This window comes from Streptomyces sp. NBC_00162 (genome assembly GCF_024611995.1).
GTDB lineage: Bacteria > Actinomycetota > Actinomycetes > Streptomycetales > Streptomycetaceae > Streptomyces.
This window is the reverse complement of sequence record NZ_CP102509.1, coordinates 6,715,696-6,729,048: the sequence shown is the minus strand read 5'-3', so window position 1 is coordinate 6,729,048 and position 13,353 is coordinate 6,715,696. Positions and strand designations below refer to the sequence as shown.

Annotated in this window: 14 protein-coding genes; 3 read left to right on the top strand and 11 right to left on the bottom strand. The window is 70.4% G+C overall.

The genetic code is table 11. The features are described from left to right. Positions 1-121: 121 nt before the first annotated feature. The 5 genes from cbiE to JIW86_RS31190 all read right to left on the bottom strand — a co-directional run bounded on the left by cbiE (position 122) and on the right by JIW86_RS31190 (position 5,011). Positions 122-1,336 carry a precorrin-6y C5,15-methyltransferase (decarboxylating) subunit CbiE gene (gene cbiE, locus JIW86_RS31210; RefSeq protein WP_215149673.1) on the bottom strand — a complete coding sequence of 405 codons (1,215 nt, stop codon included), beginning with the start codon at positions 1,334-1,336 and terminating at the stop codon, positions 122-124. Between the two features lie 125 nt (positions 1,337-1,461). Further along, complete coding sequence (locus tag JIW86_RS31205) at positions 1,462-2,154, bottom strand: GNAT family N-acetyltransferase (protein ID WP_257557123.1); 693 nt, start codon at positions 2,152-2,154, stop codon at positions 1,462-1,464. 169 nt (positions 2,155-2,323) lie between these two features. Further along, the gene (locus tag JIW86_RS31200) at positions 2,324-3,187 is read right to left on the bottom strand and encodes a MetQ/NlpA family ABC transporter substrate-binding protein (protein ID WP_215149671.1); all 864 of its coding nucleotides are present in this window, start codon (positions 3,185-3,187) and stop codon (positions 2,324-2,326) included. 94 nt (positions 3,188-3,281) lie between these two features. Continuing rightward, a complete protein-coding gene (locus tag JIW86_RS31195) occupies positions 3,282-3,950 on the bottom strand; it encodes a methionine ABC transporter permease (protein ID WP_215149670.1) in 669 nt (222 codons plus the stop codon). Beyond that, positions 3,947-5,011, bottom strand: a complete 1,065-nt coding sequence (locus tag JIW86_RS31190) for a methionine ABC transporter ATP-binding protein (RefSeq protein WP_257559510.1) — start codon at positions 5,009-5,011, stop codon at positions 3,947-3,949. The genes JIW86_RS31195 and JIW86_RS31190 overlap by 4 nt, the downstream gene beginning before the upstream one ends. A 561-nt stretch (positions 5,012-5,572) precedes the next feature. Here JIW86_RS31190 and JIW86_RS31185 point away from each other — a divergent pair. Both JIW86_RS31185 and JIW86_RS31180 read left to right on the top strand, forming a co-directional pair. Further along, positions 5,573-5,941, top strand: coding sequence for a hypothetical protein (locus tag JIW86_RS31185; protein ID WP_215149669.1), 369 nt, complete (start codon positions 5,573-5,575; stop codon positions 5,939-5,941). Beyond that, a complete protein-coding gene (locus tag JIW86_RS31180; protein ID WP_257557119.1) occupies positions 5,934-6,350 on the top strand; it encodes a hypothetical protein in 417 nt (138 codons plus the stop codon). The genes JIW86_RS31185 and JIW86_RS31180 overlap by 8 nt, the downstream gene beginning before the upstream one ends. Here the strand turns inward: JIW86_RS31180 and JIW86_RS31175 are convergent. From JIW86_RS31175 to JIW86_RS31165, 3 genes are all read right to left on the bottom strand, one after another. Continuing rightward, positions 6,347-6,853, bottom strand: a complete 507-nt coding sequence (locus tag JIW86_RS31175) for a GNAT family N-acetyltransferase (RefSeq protein ID WP_215149667.1) — start codon at positions 6,851-6,853, stop codon at positions 6,347-6,349. The two genes, JIW86_RS31180 and JIW86_RS31175, sit on opposite strands and share 4 nt — an antisense overlap. Positions 6,854-6,890: 37 nt before the next feature. Continuing rightward, positions 6,891-7,484, bottom strand: coding sequence for a sigma-70 family RNA polymerase sigma factor (locus JIW86_RS31170; protein ID WP_257557117.1), 594 nt, complete (start codon positions 7,482-7,484; stop codon positions 6,891-6,893). 73 nt (positions 7,485-7,557) lie between these two features. Further along, entirely contained in the window at positions 7,558-8,721 is a 1,164-nt protein-coding gene (locus tag JIW86_RS31165; protein ID WP_257557116.1) for a glycerophosphodiester phosphodiesterase, read from the bottom strand. A 134-nt stretch (positions 8,722-8,855) separates the two neighbouring features. Between JIW86_RS31165 and JIW86_RS31160 the strand changes: the two genes are divergently transcribed. Beyond that, positions 8,856-9,623, top strand: a complete 768-nt coding sequence (locus JIW86_RS31160) for a lysophospholipid acyltransferase family protein (protein ID WP_257557114.1) — start codon at positions 8,856-8,858, stop codon at positions 9,621-9,623. An 8-nt stretch (positions 9,624-9,631) separates the two neighbouring features. On the opposite strand, the gene JIW86_RS31155 is transcribed toward JIW86_RS31160, so the two are convergent. The 3 genes from JIW86_RS31155 to JIW86_RS31145 form a co-directional block, all read right to left on the bottom strand. Beyond that, positions 9,632-11,104: a membrane-associated oxidoreductase gene (locus JIW86_RS31155; protein WP_257557112.1), complete on the bottom strand. Its 1,473-nt coding sequence runs from the start codon at positions 11,102-11,104 to the stop codon at positions 9,632-9,634. 69 nt (positions 11,105-11,173) lie between these two features. Continuing rightward, on the bottom strand, positions 11,174-12,718 hold the full coding sequence (locus tag JIW86_RS31150) for an MFS transporter (protein WP_257557111.1): 1,545 nt from the start codon (positions 12,716-12,718) through the stop codon (positions 11,174-11,176). Beyond that, on the bottom strand, positions 12,715-13,266 hold the full coding sequence (locus JIW86_RS31145) for a TetR/AcrR family transcriptional regulator (protein ID WP_215149661.1): 552 nt from the start codon (positions 13,264-13,266) through the stop codon (positions 12,715-12,717). Before JIW86_RS31145 ends, JIW86_RS31150 begins: the two co-directional genes overlap by 4 nt. Positions 13,267-13,353: the final 87 nt, after the last annotated feature.

Below are 13,353 nucleotides of genomic sequence, written 5' to 3'. Positions count from 1 at the left end.
ATGACGGCCATAACCGCCACGGTCCACTGTGGACTGCGCCACGTCGCGCGTCATCCCGTGCCGTGATGCCCGAATCGTCCAGGGCAGTACGACGATCGGCCAGCCTACCCCGGCCCTGCCGTCAGCGGGCCACGGGGCGTTCGGCGGCCAGCAGGAAGACGACGGAACGCTCCTGTTCGGCCCAGGTGCGGGTGTCCAGGCCCACGGACTGGAGCAGCGCGCACTCCACGGCGTACCCGTGTTCGGTGAGTGCGCGGCCGATGGCCTCCGCCTCGTCGCGGGTGGAGGCGTGGCTGACGATCCGTTCGGGGCGGCGGTCGGCGACGGCCGCGACGACCGCGGCTCCCCCGCCGCCGACGCGTACGACGTCGGGTTCGGGGAGGTTCTCCAGTACGTGGGGTGCGCGCCCGGCGACGACCTGGAGCTGTACTCCTCGCTTGCGGGCGGCGGCAGTTACGCGTTCGCAGGCCTGCGGGTCGGCGTCGACGGCGATGACGGCGGCGCCGAGTGCGGCGGCGTCCACGGCGACGCCGCCGGAGCCCGCTCCGATGTCCCAGACGAGGTCGCCGGTGCGGGGGCCGAGCCGGGCGAGCTGTGCGGCACGCAGCTGCGCGGACTCCCCTTCTCCGGTGTCGGCCTGGGGCCGGGCCCAGCCGCGGTCGGCGGACCGGTTCCGCTCCGGGCTCTGGCCGAGCAGCCAGCCCGGTTCGGCGGCCAGGGTCTGTCCGGTGCCCCCGCCGCCGATGACGATGACGACGTTCGGGTCGCGCCAGGTGTGGTCGGCGGCCTTGTCGGAGGTGAGGACGCTCACCTGTTCCCTGTCGGTGCCGAGCTCCTCGCAGATGACGAAGGTGCGGTGGACTCCCTCGAGGAGCAGCGCGAGTTCGGCGGGGCCGGCGCCGGGCGAGGTGAGGACGGCGACCTTGCCGTGGGCGCGGATGACGTTGACGGCGCGGCGCAGGGTGCGGGGGTGGGCGACGACGACCTGGGCGTCGTCCCAGGGCATCCCGGCGCGGGCGAAGGCGGCGGCGACGGAGGAGACGGCCGGGACGACCTCGACCTCCAGGCCGTGCTCCGGGGCGCGCAGGGTGCGTACGACGCCGAAGAAGCCGGGGTCGCCGTCGGCGAAGACGACGGCGCTGCCGCGGTGGCCGGCGATGCGGCGGGCGGCGAGGCCGAGGCTGCCGAGGCGGATCCGTTCGGCGGTGGCCGGGACCTCGGGGAGCGCGAGATGGTGGGCGGCGCCCGCCACCAGGGTTGCGGCGGAGAGCGCGGACCGGGCGGCCGCGGTCAGGGGCGAGCCGTCCCAGCCGATCACCGTGACCCGGTCGGCCATCGTCGTCAGTCTCCTGGTCTGGGAGGGGGCACCGCCCTGGGGGTCCCCCCGGACGGAGTCTGGGAGAGGCGGCTGGGGGAGGGCGAAGCTTCGTCCAGGGGGTCGGGCACGGTGAGACTACCTGGTCATCGGGTCAGTTCCCGGTCGGCGCCGTCGGCTCTGTGAGCGCTCACAGCGCTGTCAGCGCAGTCGACGGAGTAGGTGTCGTAGCCGTCGTACTCGCCGTAGCCGTCCGCGTCGTCGAGGTCCTCGGGCACGAGGCTCCAGACGATGACGTCGGTGCGGGTGTCGCCCCAGCTGCCGTCGGCCGACTGCGTGCGCACTATCCAGGCGTTGCGCAGGACCCCTTCGCTGATGCAGCCGATCTTCTGGGCCACCTGCTGGGAGGCGGTGTTGTCGGCGGCCGTGCGCAGTTCGAGGCGTTCGAAGCCCTGGTCGCGGAAGAGCCATTGGGTGACGGCGAGTACGGACTCGCTGGCGTAGCCCTCGCCGCGGGCCCAGGGGGCGGTCACGTAGCCGACCTCGGTGGCGCGGGTGCGCCAGTTGGTGTTCTGGAGGTGGACGATGCCGACGAGGCGCTGGGTGAGGAACTCGGTGACGGCGAAGACGATGCCGCGGCCCTCGGTGCGCTCGGTGTGCGAGAGGCGGGTGGCCCAGCCGTACGCGTCGGCCCGGGTGTAGGGGTGCGGTACCGAGGTCCAGGCGGTGACGCTCTCGTCGTTCATCATCTCGGTGAGTGCGGTGACGTCCTCTTCCTCGAAGGGGCGCAGCACCAGCCGGTCCGTGCTGATGGTGACGTCCGGGAAGGTGGTAGTCATGCGCAGCTCCATGCCTGAGACCGTGGTGCGGGACCGTTTGTGCGGGTCGTAGGCCACAGCATGCAGCATGGACCTGAGGAAGTGCAGGGCCGGGTTGCCCGGAAGCGGGCAGAGCTCGGCCCCGCGCGCCGACAGGAGCGTGCGGGGCCGAAATGCCTGACCGGCCGGCTCAGGAGGCCGGGGTACCGAAGGCCGGGATGACCGAGCCCTGGTACTTCTCCTCGATGAACTTCTTGACGTCGTCGGAGTTCAGGAGCTTGGCGAGCTTCTGGACCCGCGGGTCCGTCTGCTTGCCGTCCTTGACCGCGAGGAAGTTCGCGTACGGGTTGCCCTCGGCCTTCTCCAGGAGGAGGGCGTCCTTGGCGGGCGAGAGGTTGGCCTCGATGGCGTAGTTGCCGTTGATGACGGCGGCGTCCACGTCGTTCAGGGCGCGCGGGACCGTGGCGGCCTCCAGCTCCTTGAACTCCAGGCCCTTCTTGTCGGTGATGTCGGACAGCTTGGCGCCGGTGCCGACACCCTCCTTGAGGGTGATCAGGTTGTTCGCGGCGAGCAGCTGGAGCGCGCGGCCCTCGTTGGTGGTGTCGTTGGGGACGGCGATGGTCTGGCCGGCCTTGATGTCGGTGAGGGCCTTGACCTTCTTGGAGTAGAGGCCGAGGGGCTCCAGGTGCACGTTCACGACGGGCACGATGTGCGTGTTGTTCTTCTTGTTGAAGTCGTCGAGGTACGGCTTGTGCTGGAAGTAGTTGCCGTCGACCTGGCCCTGCTCGGTGGCGGTGTTCGGCAGGACGTAGTCCGTGAACTCCTTGACCTCCAGCTTGAGGCCTTCCTTGGCCGCGAGCTTGTCCTTGACGAAGTTCAGGATGTCGGCGTGCGGGCTCGGGGAGGCCGCGATCACCAGGGGCTTGCTCTCGTCGGTCTTGCCGCCGTCGGCCTTGGTGGAGGACGGGTCCGAGGAGCTGCCGCAGGCGGTGAGGCCGAGGGCGAGCGCGGTGGTGGTGGCGGCAAGGGCGGTGAGCTTGATGTTCTTACGCACGAAGAGTGCCTTTCTTGCATTTACAGGGTGGTGGCCCAAGCACGACAAGTGCGGGCTTTCTGGGGGAGAAAAAGTCTTGTGAGCCCGGAACTGCTCAGGCTGTCCGGCCGCGGCGGGCCAGGAGTCGGACCACGCCGTCGCCGACCAGCTGGATCACCGTGACGACGGCGATCAGGACGACGACGGTGGCGACCATGAATCCGGTCTCGAAGCGCTGGAAGCCGTAGGTGATGGCCTTGGATCCGAGGCCTTCGCCGCCGACCGCGCCGGCCATGGCGGAGTAGCCGACCAGGGTGATCACGGTCGTGGTGACACCGGCGACCAGGGAGGGCAGGGCCTGCGGCAGGAGCACCTTGCCGACGAGGGTGGGGATGCCGCCGCCCATGGACTCGACGGCCTCGATCAGGCCGTGGTCCACCTCGCGGACGGCGGTCTCGACGAGCCGGGCGAAGAAGGGGATGGCGCCGATGGCGAGCGGGACGATCATGGCGGTGGGGCCGATGAACGTGCCCACGACCGCGGTGGTGACCGGGATCAGGAAGATCAGCAGGATGATGAACGGCAGCGAGCGGCCTATGTTCACGATCACGCCGAGCACCTTGTTGAGCGGCCGGTTCTGCAGGAGGCCGCCCTTGTCGGTGAGGACCAGCAGGATGCCGATGGGCAGTCCGCCCAGGACGGTCACCAGGGTGGACCACAGCACCATGTAGAGGGTGTCGTAGGTGCCCTGGGTGAGCAGGGGCTGCATCTCGGACCAGGTCACTTCGCACCATCCTTGACCAGCGCGGCCAGTTCGTTGTCGATCTCGTCGGCCTCGTCGGCCGCGTCGACGACGTCGACCTGGAGGCCCTGCTCGCGCAGGAAGCCCACGGGTACGACGTTGTCCTCGAAGCGGCCGGGCAGCTCGATGCGCATGCGGCCGATCTGGCGCCCGGCGACGGTGTCCATCGCGGCGCCGAGGATCGAGATATCGATGTTGTACGTGCGCGAGAGCTGCGAGATGACCGGCTGGGCGGCGGTTTCGCCGTGGAAGGTGACGTCGACGACCGTGCGGTCGGGGCCGGTGGCGGCGCCGGTGACCGGGAACAGTTCGCCCGCGAGCTCGGAGCCGGGGGTGGCGAGCAGCTGGGCGACGGTGCCGGACTCGATGATCTTGCCGCGCTTCATCAGGGCGGCCGAGTCGCAGACGGACTTGACCACGTCCATCTCGTGCGTGATGAGCAGCACGGTGAGACCGAGCTGCTGGTTGAGGTCGCGCAGCAGCTGGAGGATGGAGCGGGTGGTCTCGGGGTCCAGGGCGCTGGTGGCCTCGTCGGACAGCAGCACCTTGGGGTCGCCGGCCAGGGCGCGGGCGATGCCGACGCGCTGCTTCTGGCCGCCGGAGAGCTGGGTGGGGTAGGCCTTGGCCTTGTCGGCGAGGCCGACCAGGTCCAGGAGTTCCAGGGCCTTGCGGGAACGCTCGCGGCCGGAGACGCCGAGGATCTCCAGGGGCAGCTCGATGTTGCCCTGAACGGTGCGCGAGGACAGCAGGTTGAAGTGCTGGAAGACCATGCCGATGCGGCTGCGGGCCTCGCGCAGTTCCTTGCCGGCGCGGCGGCCGCGGCCGGCGAGTGCGGTGAGGTCGACGCCGTCGACGCTCACGGTGCCGGTGGTGGGCCGCTCGAGCAGGTTCACGCAGCGGATCAGGGAGGATTTGCCGGCGCCGCTCTGGCCGATGACTCCGTAGACCTCGCCCTCGCGGACGTGGAGGTCCACGCCGTCCAGGGCGGTGACCTCGCGGCCACGGGACTGGTAGACCTTCGTGAGGCCCGATGTGGTGATCACAGGAATTCCGTCGCTGTCGAGTGCACGGCGCAGCGGGGTGCCGGGCACGGGGCAAACATCTGGGGACGCGATACGGGTCGAACCGTCATGAAGGGATGGCGTCGACGCGTGCGCGGGGCAGGAGCGGTCCGGGTTGCACGGACGGGCTCGGCCGGTCTCGCTTCGGGGCGCGAGGCGTGCGGAAGGGGGCCCTCAGAAGGCGCGCATTCGACACATACAACGAGCACCGGGCGTCATCGTCGCCTCGGTCGCAAGGGTGCGGCTGCTCGTCGTGGTCATGGGCCCCAGTAAAGCAGACATGTCGCTTCACCGATCAACGATGTCCGAATAGCGGACGGAAACCAGCCACATACCGGACAACACCGGTCGCTGACAGCCGTCCGTCCCGATGGTCAGACCCCCCTCGCTGACCTGCACCGACACCGCCGAAAGGTGCCGTACGACCACGTCCGCGCGGAGTTCGGCGGCGGTGTCCGTTGTGGTCAAGGCCACGGTCCGGATGCCGGCCGCCCGCCCAGGGGCGCGCGCATCGGGTCTTTCGGCCCGTAATACCCTCGCTGCATGCTCGACGCCCTGACGGTCGCCATAGGTGTGGCCGCACTCGCCCTCGCCGCCTGGTGCGGCCACGCCGCATGGCGGGACCAGCCGACCAAGGACTGGCATTTCATCGGCATGGCCGTGGTGACGGTACTGGTCCTGGCCCAGCTGGTGATCGGCCTGGTCATGCTGGCCCGGGGCGAGAAGCCCGACGAGGGCACGGTGATCTTCGTGGCGTACCTGCTGGGCGCCTTCGCGGCGGTACCGGCCGCCGGGATGCTCTCGCTGACCGAGCGGACCAAGTGGGGTTCGGTGACGGTGGCCGCGGGCGCGGTCGTCCTCGCCGTCCTCGAAGTACGGCTCTACGACATCTGGGGAACCACCGGTGCCTGACACGACGACCGCCACTCCCGCCGGGCGCACACGGCTCGTCTCCGGGCCCGGGCTGCTCCTGGTGTGGCTGTACGGGGTGATGGTGGTCGGCGCGGTGTCGCGGTCGGCCTACCAGATCTCCACCGAGTTCGACCGGGCGCCGCTGGCGTACTCGCTGTCCGCCGCGGCGGCCCTGGCCTACGCGTTCATCACGTACTCGCTGGTGCGCGGCGGGGAGACGGCCCGCAAGGCGGCGCTGGCCTGCTGCGCCGCCGAGCTGGCCGGCGTGCTGACGGTGGGCACCTGGACCCTGGTGCGCCCGGACTCCTTCCCCGACGCGACCGTGTGGTCGCAGTTCGGGATGGGCTACCTGTTCATCCCGGTGATCCTGCCGATCACCGGGATGCTCTGGCTGCGCAAAAAGGGTTAGGCACTGACCGCGAAGTCGGTGGCGTCCTTGGCGTCCTTCTCCAGGATCACCAGCTGCACGCCGTCCGAGGCCGTGCGGCCGCCGACCTTCGTGTAGCCCGCCTTGCGGTAGAGCCGCAGGTTGGACTCGCTCTTGTGCCCGGTGTGCAGACGGAAGCGGGTGGTCGTGCCGGGTCCCGCGAGGGCCTCCTCGACCGCGCTCAGCAGGCGGGCGCCGAGACCGTGGCCCTGCAGCCGCGGGTGGACGCACAGCTTGGCGATCTTCCCGGTGCCGTCCTCGTCGACGCTGCCGCGCACGGTGCCGACGACCTCGTCGCCGAGCCGGGCCACCAGTACGGTGTCCGTCGCCAGCTCCGCCTTGAGGGAGTCCAGGGACTGGGTGAGCGGCTGGATGAGGTAGTTGCCGTACAGCTCGGCCTCGCGCTGGAAGGCCAGGTACTGCAGTTTGAAGATCTGCTCAGCGTCCTCGGCAGCCGCCGCCGAAATGGTCACGCTCATGCCCATGTGCGCATGCCTCCCGCTCACCTGGTAGCCCGATGGTCTACCGCTCCTTTCCCCACAGGCCAGGAGCCGCAACCTCTGCAGCCAGCATTCTGCGCAGACATCCCAGGCAACGGGAACGGACGGGCCCCAAACTTCCTTGTGAGATACCCAACTCTCCTGCGATTTCACGGTAAGTGAGGTCTCTGGGCGAAAGAAATGCCTTCATGAGCTCCGGGCAGCGTCCGGGCAATCGGGCGACCGCCGACCGGAGAACCCGGTTGTCCTCTCCGTTCAGGAGGACGTCCTCCGGTACGCCGCCCGCGTCCGCGGGGGCCGCGCCGTCCGCGCGGTGACGCCGGTGGCCGTCCACGGAGGGATGGCCGTGGTCGTCCGCGGAGGGATGACGGTGGTCATACGGGATCTCGCGGCGCGCCCGCCGCCGGGCGAGCCGGGCCTCGGCGCGCACCGCCCGGCGCAGCCAGCGGGCACGGCCGGTGGGGTCGGGTTCGCGCGGGCCGCTCTCCAGCAGCCTGACCCAGACGGCTTGTTCCAGGTCGGCCGGGTCAACTCCGGTGCCCGGGGCTTCCGCGGCAGCCTCGGCGGAGAGCAGCGGGCCGAGCTTCTCAAAGAGGTCAGCCTTCAGCAGGTCCATGCCGGGCGGGACGAGTGGGGCGCGCCCGGCGGTTTCCCCGCCGGGCGCGTCCCACTCGTTCGGGAAGCTCCGCTCAGCGGTTGACGGGGCGTCGGCCGGGGCGGAAGGCCTCCGCCGCGAGCAGTCCGGTGTCCGGGTTGTCCGTGAAGATGCCGTCGATGCCCTGTTCGAAGTAGGTCCGGAAGGCGGCGAAGGCGTCCCCGTACGCGGCCGGATCCGTGCCCTTGCGGAAATCGGCCGGCAGGAAGCTGTTCTCGTTCCGCGCGGTGTAGGGGTGCAGCAGCAGACCCTGGGCGTGGGCGTCCTTGACCAGGGTGGTCGGGGCGCCGAGCTTGCCGGCCGCGTCGCGCGGGAGGATCAGGTCCATGGTCGGGCCGATGCCCTGGGCGAAGCCGGCGATCCACTTCAGGCCCTCGGGCTTGACCAGATCGGCGACCGTGCGCGGGTCCTTGGCCTGTTCGAAGTCCCAGGGGCGGGTGCCCGCCGCGGAGAGCAGGACCACGCGGGGCGCCGAGACCAGCCGGGAGAGCCGCTGGATGCTGGAGGGCTCGAAGGACTGGAGGAAGACGGCCGAGTCGTGGCGGTCGCGTCCGTAGCGGCGCAGCAGCTTGGCGAGGGGCTCTTCCAGGCCGAGGCCCAGCGCCCGGAAGTAGCTGGGGTGCTTGGTCTCCACGTGCAGCCAGACCTGCCTGTCGCGCCGGCGGCTCTCCCGGTTGGCCCAGCGCAGGACCTCCTCGAAGGTGGGCACCGCCCACTGGCCGTCGTAGAGGGTGTTCCGCTGCCGGACGGCGGGGATACGTTCCTTCGCGCGCAGGGTCTTCAGCTCGGCGAGGGTGAAGTCCTCGGTGAACCAGCCGGTGACGGAGACCCCGTCGACGGACTTGGTGGTCCGGCGCGCCGCGAACTCCGGATGGTCGGCGACGTCCGTGGTGCCGCCGATCTCGTTCTCGTGGCGGCACACCAGGTGCCCGTCCTTGGTCGGGACGAGGTCCTGCTCGATGACGTCGGCGCCCAGGTCGAGGGCGAGCTGGTAGGAGCCGAGCGTGTGCTCGGGCCGGTAGCCGCTGGCTCCGCGGTGGCCGATCACCGTCGGGTAGGGGAGGTCCCGGAACCCGCCCTCGCCGTGTCCGCCGCTCGCGGCGGAGGCGGATCCCGCCGCGAGCCCGGTGATGCCGGTGCCCGCCGCCAGTACGGCCGCCCCGAGGACCGTGCGCCTCGCTGCCCCAGCCTGTGTCATGAGTGCCACTTCCCATCGCGAAAACGCCCGAATCGGCGTGCCGATCGTAGGCTGGGAGGGGTTTCCAGCGAGGGTGTCATGTCGGAACACGGCGGAAACGTGCGTCAACACTGCGTATCCGATTCGTGAACCCGATGTGCGATCAGAGCCGACCCGCGAGTATCGTCCTCACCTGCACTACCGCCGTGTGGTGGGTGCGAGAACCGCTTTTCGATGCCGGAGGGCCCACGTTGTTCCGTACGCGCCTCATCAAAGCCACTGTCGGACCGGTCATGCGCCTGATGTTCCGCACCCGTGTGGAGGGCATCGAGAACATCCCGGGCACCGGACCGGTGATTTTGGCGGGCAACCACCTCACGTTCATCGACTCCATGATCCTCCCGCTGGTGTGCGACCGTACGGTCCACTTCATCGGCAAGGACGAGTACGTGACGGGCAAGGGGATCAAGGGCCGCGCCATGGCCTGGTTCTTCACCGGCTCCGGCATGATCCCCGTCGACCGTGACGGGGCGAACGGCGGGGTCGCGGCCCTGATGACCGGCCGCCGGATCCTCGAAGAGGGCAAGATCTTCGGCATCTACCCGGAGGGCACCCGCTCCCCCGACGGCCGGCTCTACCGCGGCCGCACCGGCATCGCCCGCCTCACCCTGATGACGGGCGCCCCCGTGGTCCCGTTCGCGATGATCGGCACCGACAAGCTCCAGCCCGGCGGCGCCGGGATGCCGCGCCCGGGCCGGGTCACCGTGCGCTTCGGCGAGCCGATGGAGTTCTCCCGCTACGAGGGCATGGACCGCGACCGGTACGTGCTGCGCGCGGTCACCGACTCGGTGATGGCCGAGGTCATGCGGCTCTCCGGCCAGGAGTACGTGGACATGTACGCCACCAAGGCGAAGGCCGCGTAGCTCCTCTCCTACTGTCTCTGGAGTGACCGGCTGACGCCCGCCGCCGTGGTGGTGGCGAGGATCCAGCCGGTCACGATCAGCAGGTACGACAGCCACTGGTGCCAGCCGCTCGGCGCGTAGGCGGACTCCTGCCCGAAGCTGACGATCGGCACCAGCAGGTCGATCGTGTAGAACACCGGGTTGAAGTCCGGGGCCTCCCCCGGCTTCAGGGGCCGCGGCGGATCGATCCCGTATGCGATCGCCCCGGTCAGCAGCAGGGCCAGCAGCCAGCCCACCGCCCGCAGCGGCCGGAAGCCGTAGCCGACGGTGGCGTCCTGGAGCTGCCCCCACAGCCGGGCGGGCCGGGGCAGGGTGCGGCGGTGCCTGCGCAGCTTGGCGAGCTGGACCGTCCGGGCGCCGCCCTCGTCGCCCGCCGTACGGTAGGCCGCGGCGAGCTGCTCGTAGGTGTACGACAGGTAGCCCGACTCCTCGCGCTCCAGGACAGGCAGCCGCTGCTCGGCGGGCAGGTGCGGGCTCATCGCCCGGTAGCTGAGCCCGGCCAGCCGCACCGTACCCGGCCACGTCTCGGGATCCACGTGCAGCAGGTCGAACTGGGAACGGCGCAGGTTGACCGTGCCCTGGATGGTGTCGCACTCCCGCAGCCAGACCTCGCCGACGGTGCAGCTGCTGGCCCGCAGGGCCACGCCGCCGGGATTGACGAACCGGGCGTACGCGAAGTTGAGCTGGCCCGGTATCCGGGATCCGGTGAGGTTGACCCGGCCGGTCAGCTGCGCGCGCATCGCCCGCAGATCGGTGCCGACGGTCACGGTCTCCGCGTGCAGGGTGGTGCCGCCGGGCGTGTGGAGACGGGCGTCGTCGAGGTTGATCTGGCCTCCGACGACCGCGCCGTTGATCCGCGTCTGGCCGTGTACGGTCAGCCCGAAGGCGATGATGTCGGTGCCGATGGTGGCATGGTTGAGCTGGAGCGGTGCCTCGCCGGCCAGTTCGCCCCCGACCGGTCCGATCACGGCGCCCTGGAGGAAGAGGCCGCCGGATATCTGGGCCCCCGCGAGGCGCACCGGGCCGCTGATCGTGCAGCAGGAAAGCCGCAGCACGACCTCGACGCGGACGGTGGACGCGGTCAGGCCGGGCAAGCACGACTCGGTGAGGACGAGTGCGCGCAGCCGTGCCCCGTAGAGCCCTGGTTTGCGTTCGAACCAGCAGCCGCGCATCCGCATCGGGACGTCGATCGCGGCGTACTTGAGGTCCAGTTTCCCGGTGACCTTGGCGCCCTTGATCTTGAGGCCGGCGACTTGGCCGGCGACGCTGGGTCCGCTCAGCAGCAGCGCCATGAGCACCTCGGCGCGCACGGTGCGCTCCGGTCCCCAGGAGGCCCCGTCGGCCGCTTCCTCGTCGAGGCTCTCCCGGAAGTCGACGCCTTCCCCGCGCGGGAAGGCGTCCCATACGCGGCGCTCCGCCGGGGTCAGATCGTTGATCTCCATCGCCAGGATGGTGTCCCGCGGTTCGACGAACTGTCAACTCCGGTCGGGACACCACCCTCTGGTGGGGCGTCAGTGCTCGATGCCGCCCTGGAGCCGCTGGCCCTTGAGCAGGAACCAGGCGGCCACGGCGGTGGCCAGGAGGACGGCCGCGCCCACGCCGGAGGCGAGTCGCAGCCCGTCCACGAAGGCTTCCTGAGCCGCTCCCACCATCTGCCCGGCGGTGTCCGGATCCAGCATCCTGGCCGCTTCGACGGCCCCGCCGAGGGATTCGTGCGCGGCGTCGGCGACGGGCCCGGCGACCGAGGCGGGGGCGGTGAAGCCCTGGTAAACGCCGGTCACGATGGAGCCGAGCAGGGCGATGCCGAGGGCGGCGCCGAGTTCGTACGCCGTCTCGGAGACGGCCGAGGCCGAACCGGCCTGCTCCTTGGGCACGCTGGAGAGGATCACGTCGGCGGTGACGGTGAAGGAGAATCCGGCGCCGAGGCCGACGAAGAGCAGTGCCGCGCCGAGCAGCGGGTATCCGGTCTCCTTGTGGATCACGGTGAGCACGGCGAGGGCCAGGCCGATGGCGGCGAGGCCGCCGGCGACGACGGAGCGCACCGAGTACCGGCGGGCGTACCGGCCCGCGACCAGACCGGTGACCACCGCGCCGATGGCGGCGGGCAGTTCGGCCAGGCCCGCCTCCAGCGGGTCGCGGCCCTGCACGAGCTGGAGGAACTGGGAGAGGAAGAAGACCAGTCCGGAGAGCCCGAACACGGTGAGCAGGTCGGCGAGGACGGCGCCGGAGAAGCCGCGGTGCTTGAAGAGCCGCATGTCGAGCAGCGGGGACGGCAGGGTGAACTGGCGGCGGACGAAGGCGTGGAGGCAGGCGGCGCCGATGACGGCGGCGGCGCAGACGCCCCAGGTCACGCCGTGGGTGGCGAGTTCCTTGACGGCGTAGACCACGCCGATGACCCCGACGAGGGAGAGGCCGACGCTGAACAGGTCCCAGGGGCCCGCGACCGGGTTCTTGGACTCGGGCAGCAGCTTGATGCCCACGATCACCAGGGCGGCCATCACGGGCAGGTTGATGAGGAATACCGAGCCCCACCAGAAGTGCTGGAGCAGGGCTCCGCCGACGACCGGGCCTACGGCGGCGCCGGCCGATGCGGTGGCGCCCCAGATGCCGATGGCGAGGCTGCGCTCCTTGGGGTCGTGGAAGATGTTGCGGATCAGCGCGAGGGTGGACGGCATCAGGGTCGCGCCGGCCACGCCGAGCAGGGCCCGGGCGACGATCATCATCTCGGGGCTGGTCGCGTAGGCGTTGAGGACGGAGACGGCGCCGAAGGCGGTGGCGCCGACCAGCAGGAGCTTCTTGCGGCCGATGCGGTCGCCGAGGGAGCCCATGGAGACGAGCAGTCCGGCGATGACGAAGGAGTAGATGTCGCCGATCCACAGCAGCTGGGTGCCGGAGGGCTTGAGGTCCTCGCTGAGCGAGGGCGTGGCCAGACCGAGTACGGTCGCGTCCACCGCGACCAGCAGCACGGCCAGGACGAGCACGGAGAGCGCGAGCCAGCGCCCGGGGCTCTTGACCTCCGTCCCCTTCGTCAGGCTCAGCTGCTCGGTTCCGGTCATTTCTCCACACTCCGTTGTGCGCCACCGAGCAGCAGCTCGATGATCATGTACTGAAAGTCCTTGGCGGCGACCCGGCCGTCCATGACGGCCCAGGCGCAGGTGCCGATGAGGCCGTAGAGGGCCTCGGTGAGCCAGGCGGGGCTCAGGTCGATCCGGATGTCACCCTCGGTCTGGCCGCGCCGGAACAGCGCGCCGACGCGGGCGTCGAGGCGGGCCCATCCCTCGTGGATCTGGTCGCCCTCGAACAGCTGGTTCTCGGTGACGAGGAAGGCCAGCAGCTCGGCGTTGGGCTCGGCCTCGGCGACGAGCCGCTTCAGGGCCTCCACCGCCGTGCCCTCGTCGAGGCGGGCGTTGTCGAAGGCCACCTCGAACTCCCGGATGCCGAGTTCCTCGAGGGCCCGCACGAGGGCGTCGCGCCCGGCGAAGTGCCGGTGCAGGGTCGCTCGCCCGATTCCGGCGGCGCGGGCGACCTCGTCCATCGTGGCGGTCGATTTGCGGGAAAGCAGGGCGGCCGCGTCGCGGAGCACCTGGTCACGATCCATGGCCATGAGACAAGCATAACCCGAATGAGACGTCAACGTCTCATTCACTCAGAAAACAAGCTGCCGACCGGGCAGCCGGAGAGGAATCCTGGC

Bases quoted from the DNA above. Each gene is read 5' to 3' on its own strand.
- JIW86_RS31150 (WP_257557111.1), bottom strand. From the start codon at position 12,718: ATGACCGGAACCGAGCAGCTGAGCCTGACGAAGGGGACGGAGGTCAAG.
- JIW86_RS31185 (WP_215149669.1), top strand. From the start codon at position 5,573: ATGCTCGACGCCCTGACGGTCGCCATAGGTGTGGCCGCACTCGCCCTC.
- JIW86_RS31175 (WP_215149667.1), bottom strand. From the start codon at position 6,853: ATGGGCATGAGCGTGACCATTTCGGCGGCGGCTGCCGAGGACGCTGAG.
- JIW86_RS31145 (WP_215149661.1), bottom strand. From the start codon at position 13,266: ATGGCCATGGATCGTGACCAGGTGCTCCGCGACGCGGCCGCCCTGCTT.
- JIW86_RS31160 (WP_257557114.1), top strand. From the start codon at position 8,856: ATGTGCGATCAGAGCCGACCCGCGAGTATCGTCCTCACCTGCACTACC.
- JIW86_RS31205 (WP_257557123.1), bottom strand. From the start codon at position 2,154: ATGACTACCACCTTCCCGGACGTCACCATCAGCACGGACCGGCTGGTG.
- JIW86_RS31155 (WP_257557112.1), bottom strand. From the start codon at position 11,104: ATGGAGATCAACGATCTGACCCCGGCGGAGCGCCGCGTATGGGACGCC.
- JIW86_RS31165 (WP_257557116.1), bottom strand. From the start codon at position 8,721: ATGACACAGGCTGGGGCAGCGAGGCGCACGGTCCTCGGGGCGGCCGTA.
- JIW86_RS31170 (WP_257557117.1), bottom strand. From the start codon at position 7,484: ATGGACCTGCTGAAGGCTGACCTCTTTGAGAAGCTCGGCCCGCTGCTC.
- cbiE (WP_215149673.1), bottom strand. From the start codon at position 1,336: ATGGCCGACCGGGTCACGGTGATCGGCTGGGACGGCTCGCCCCTGACC.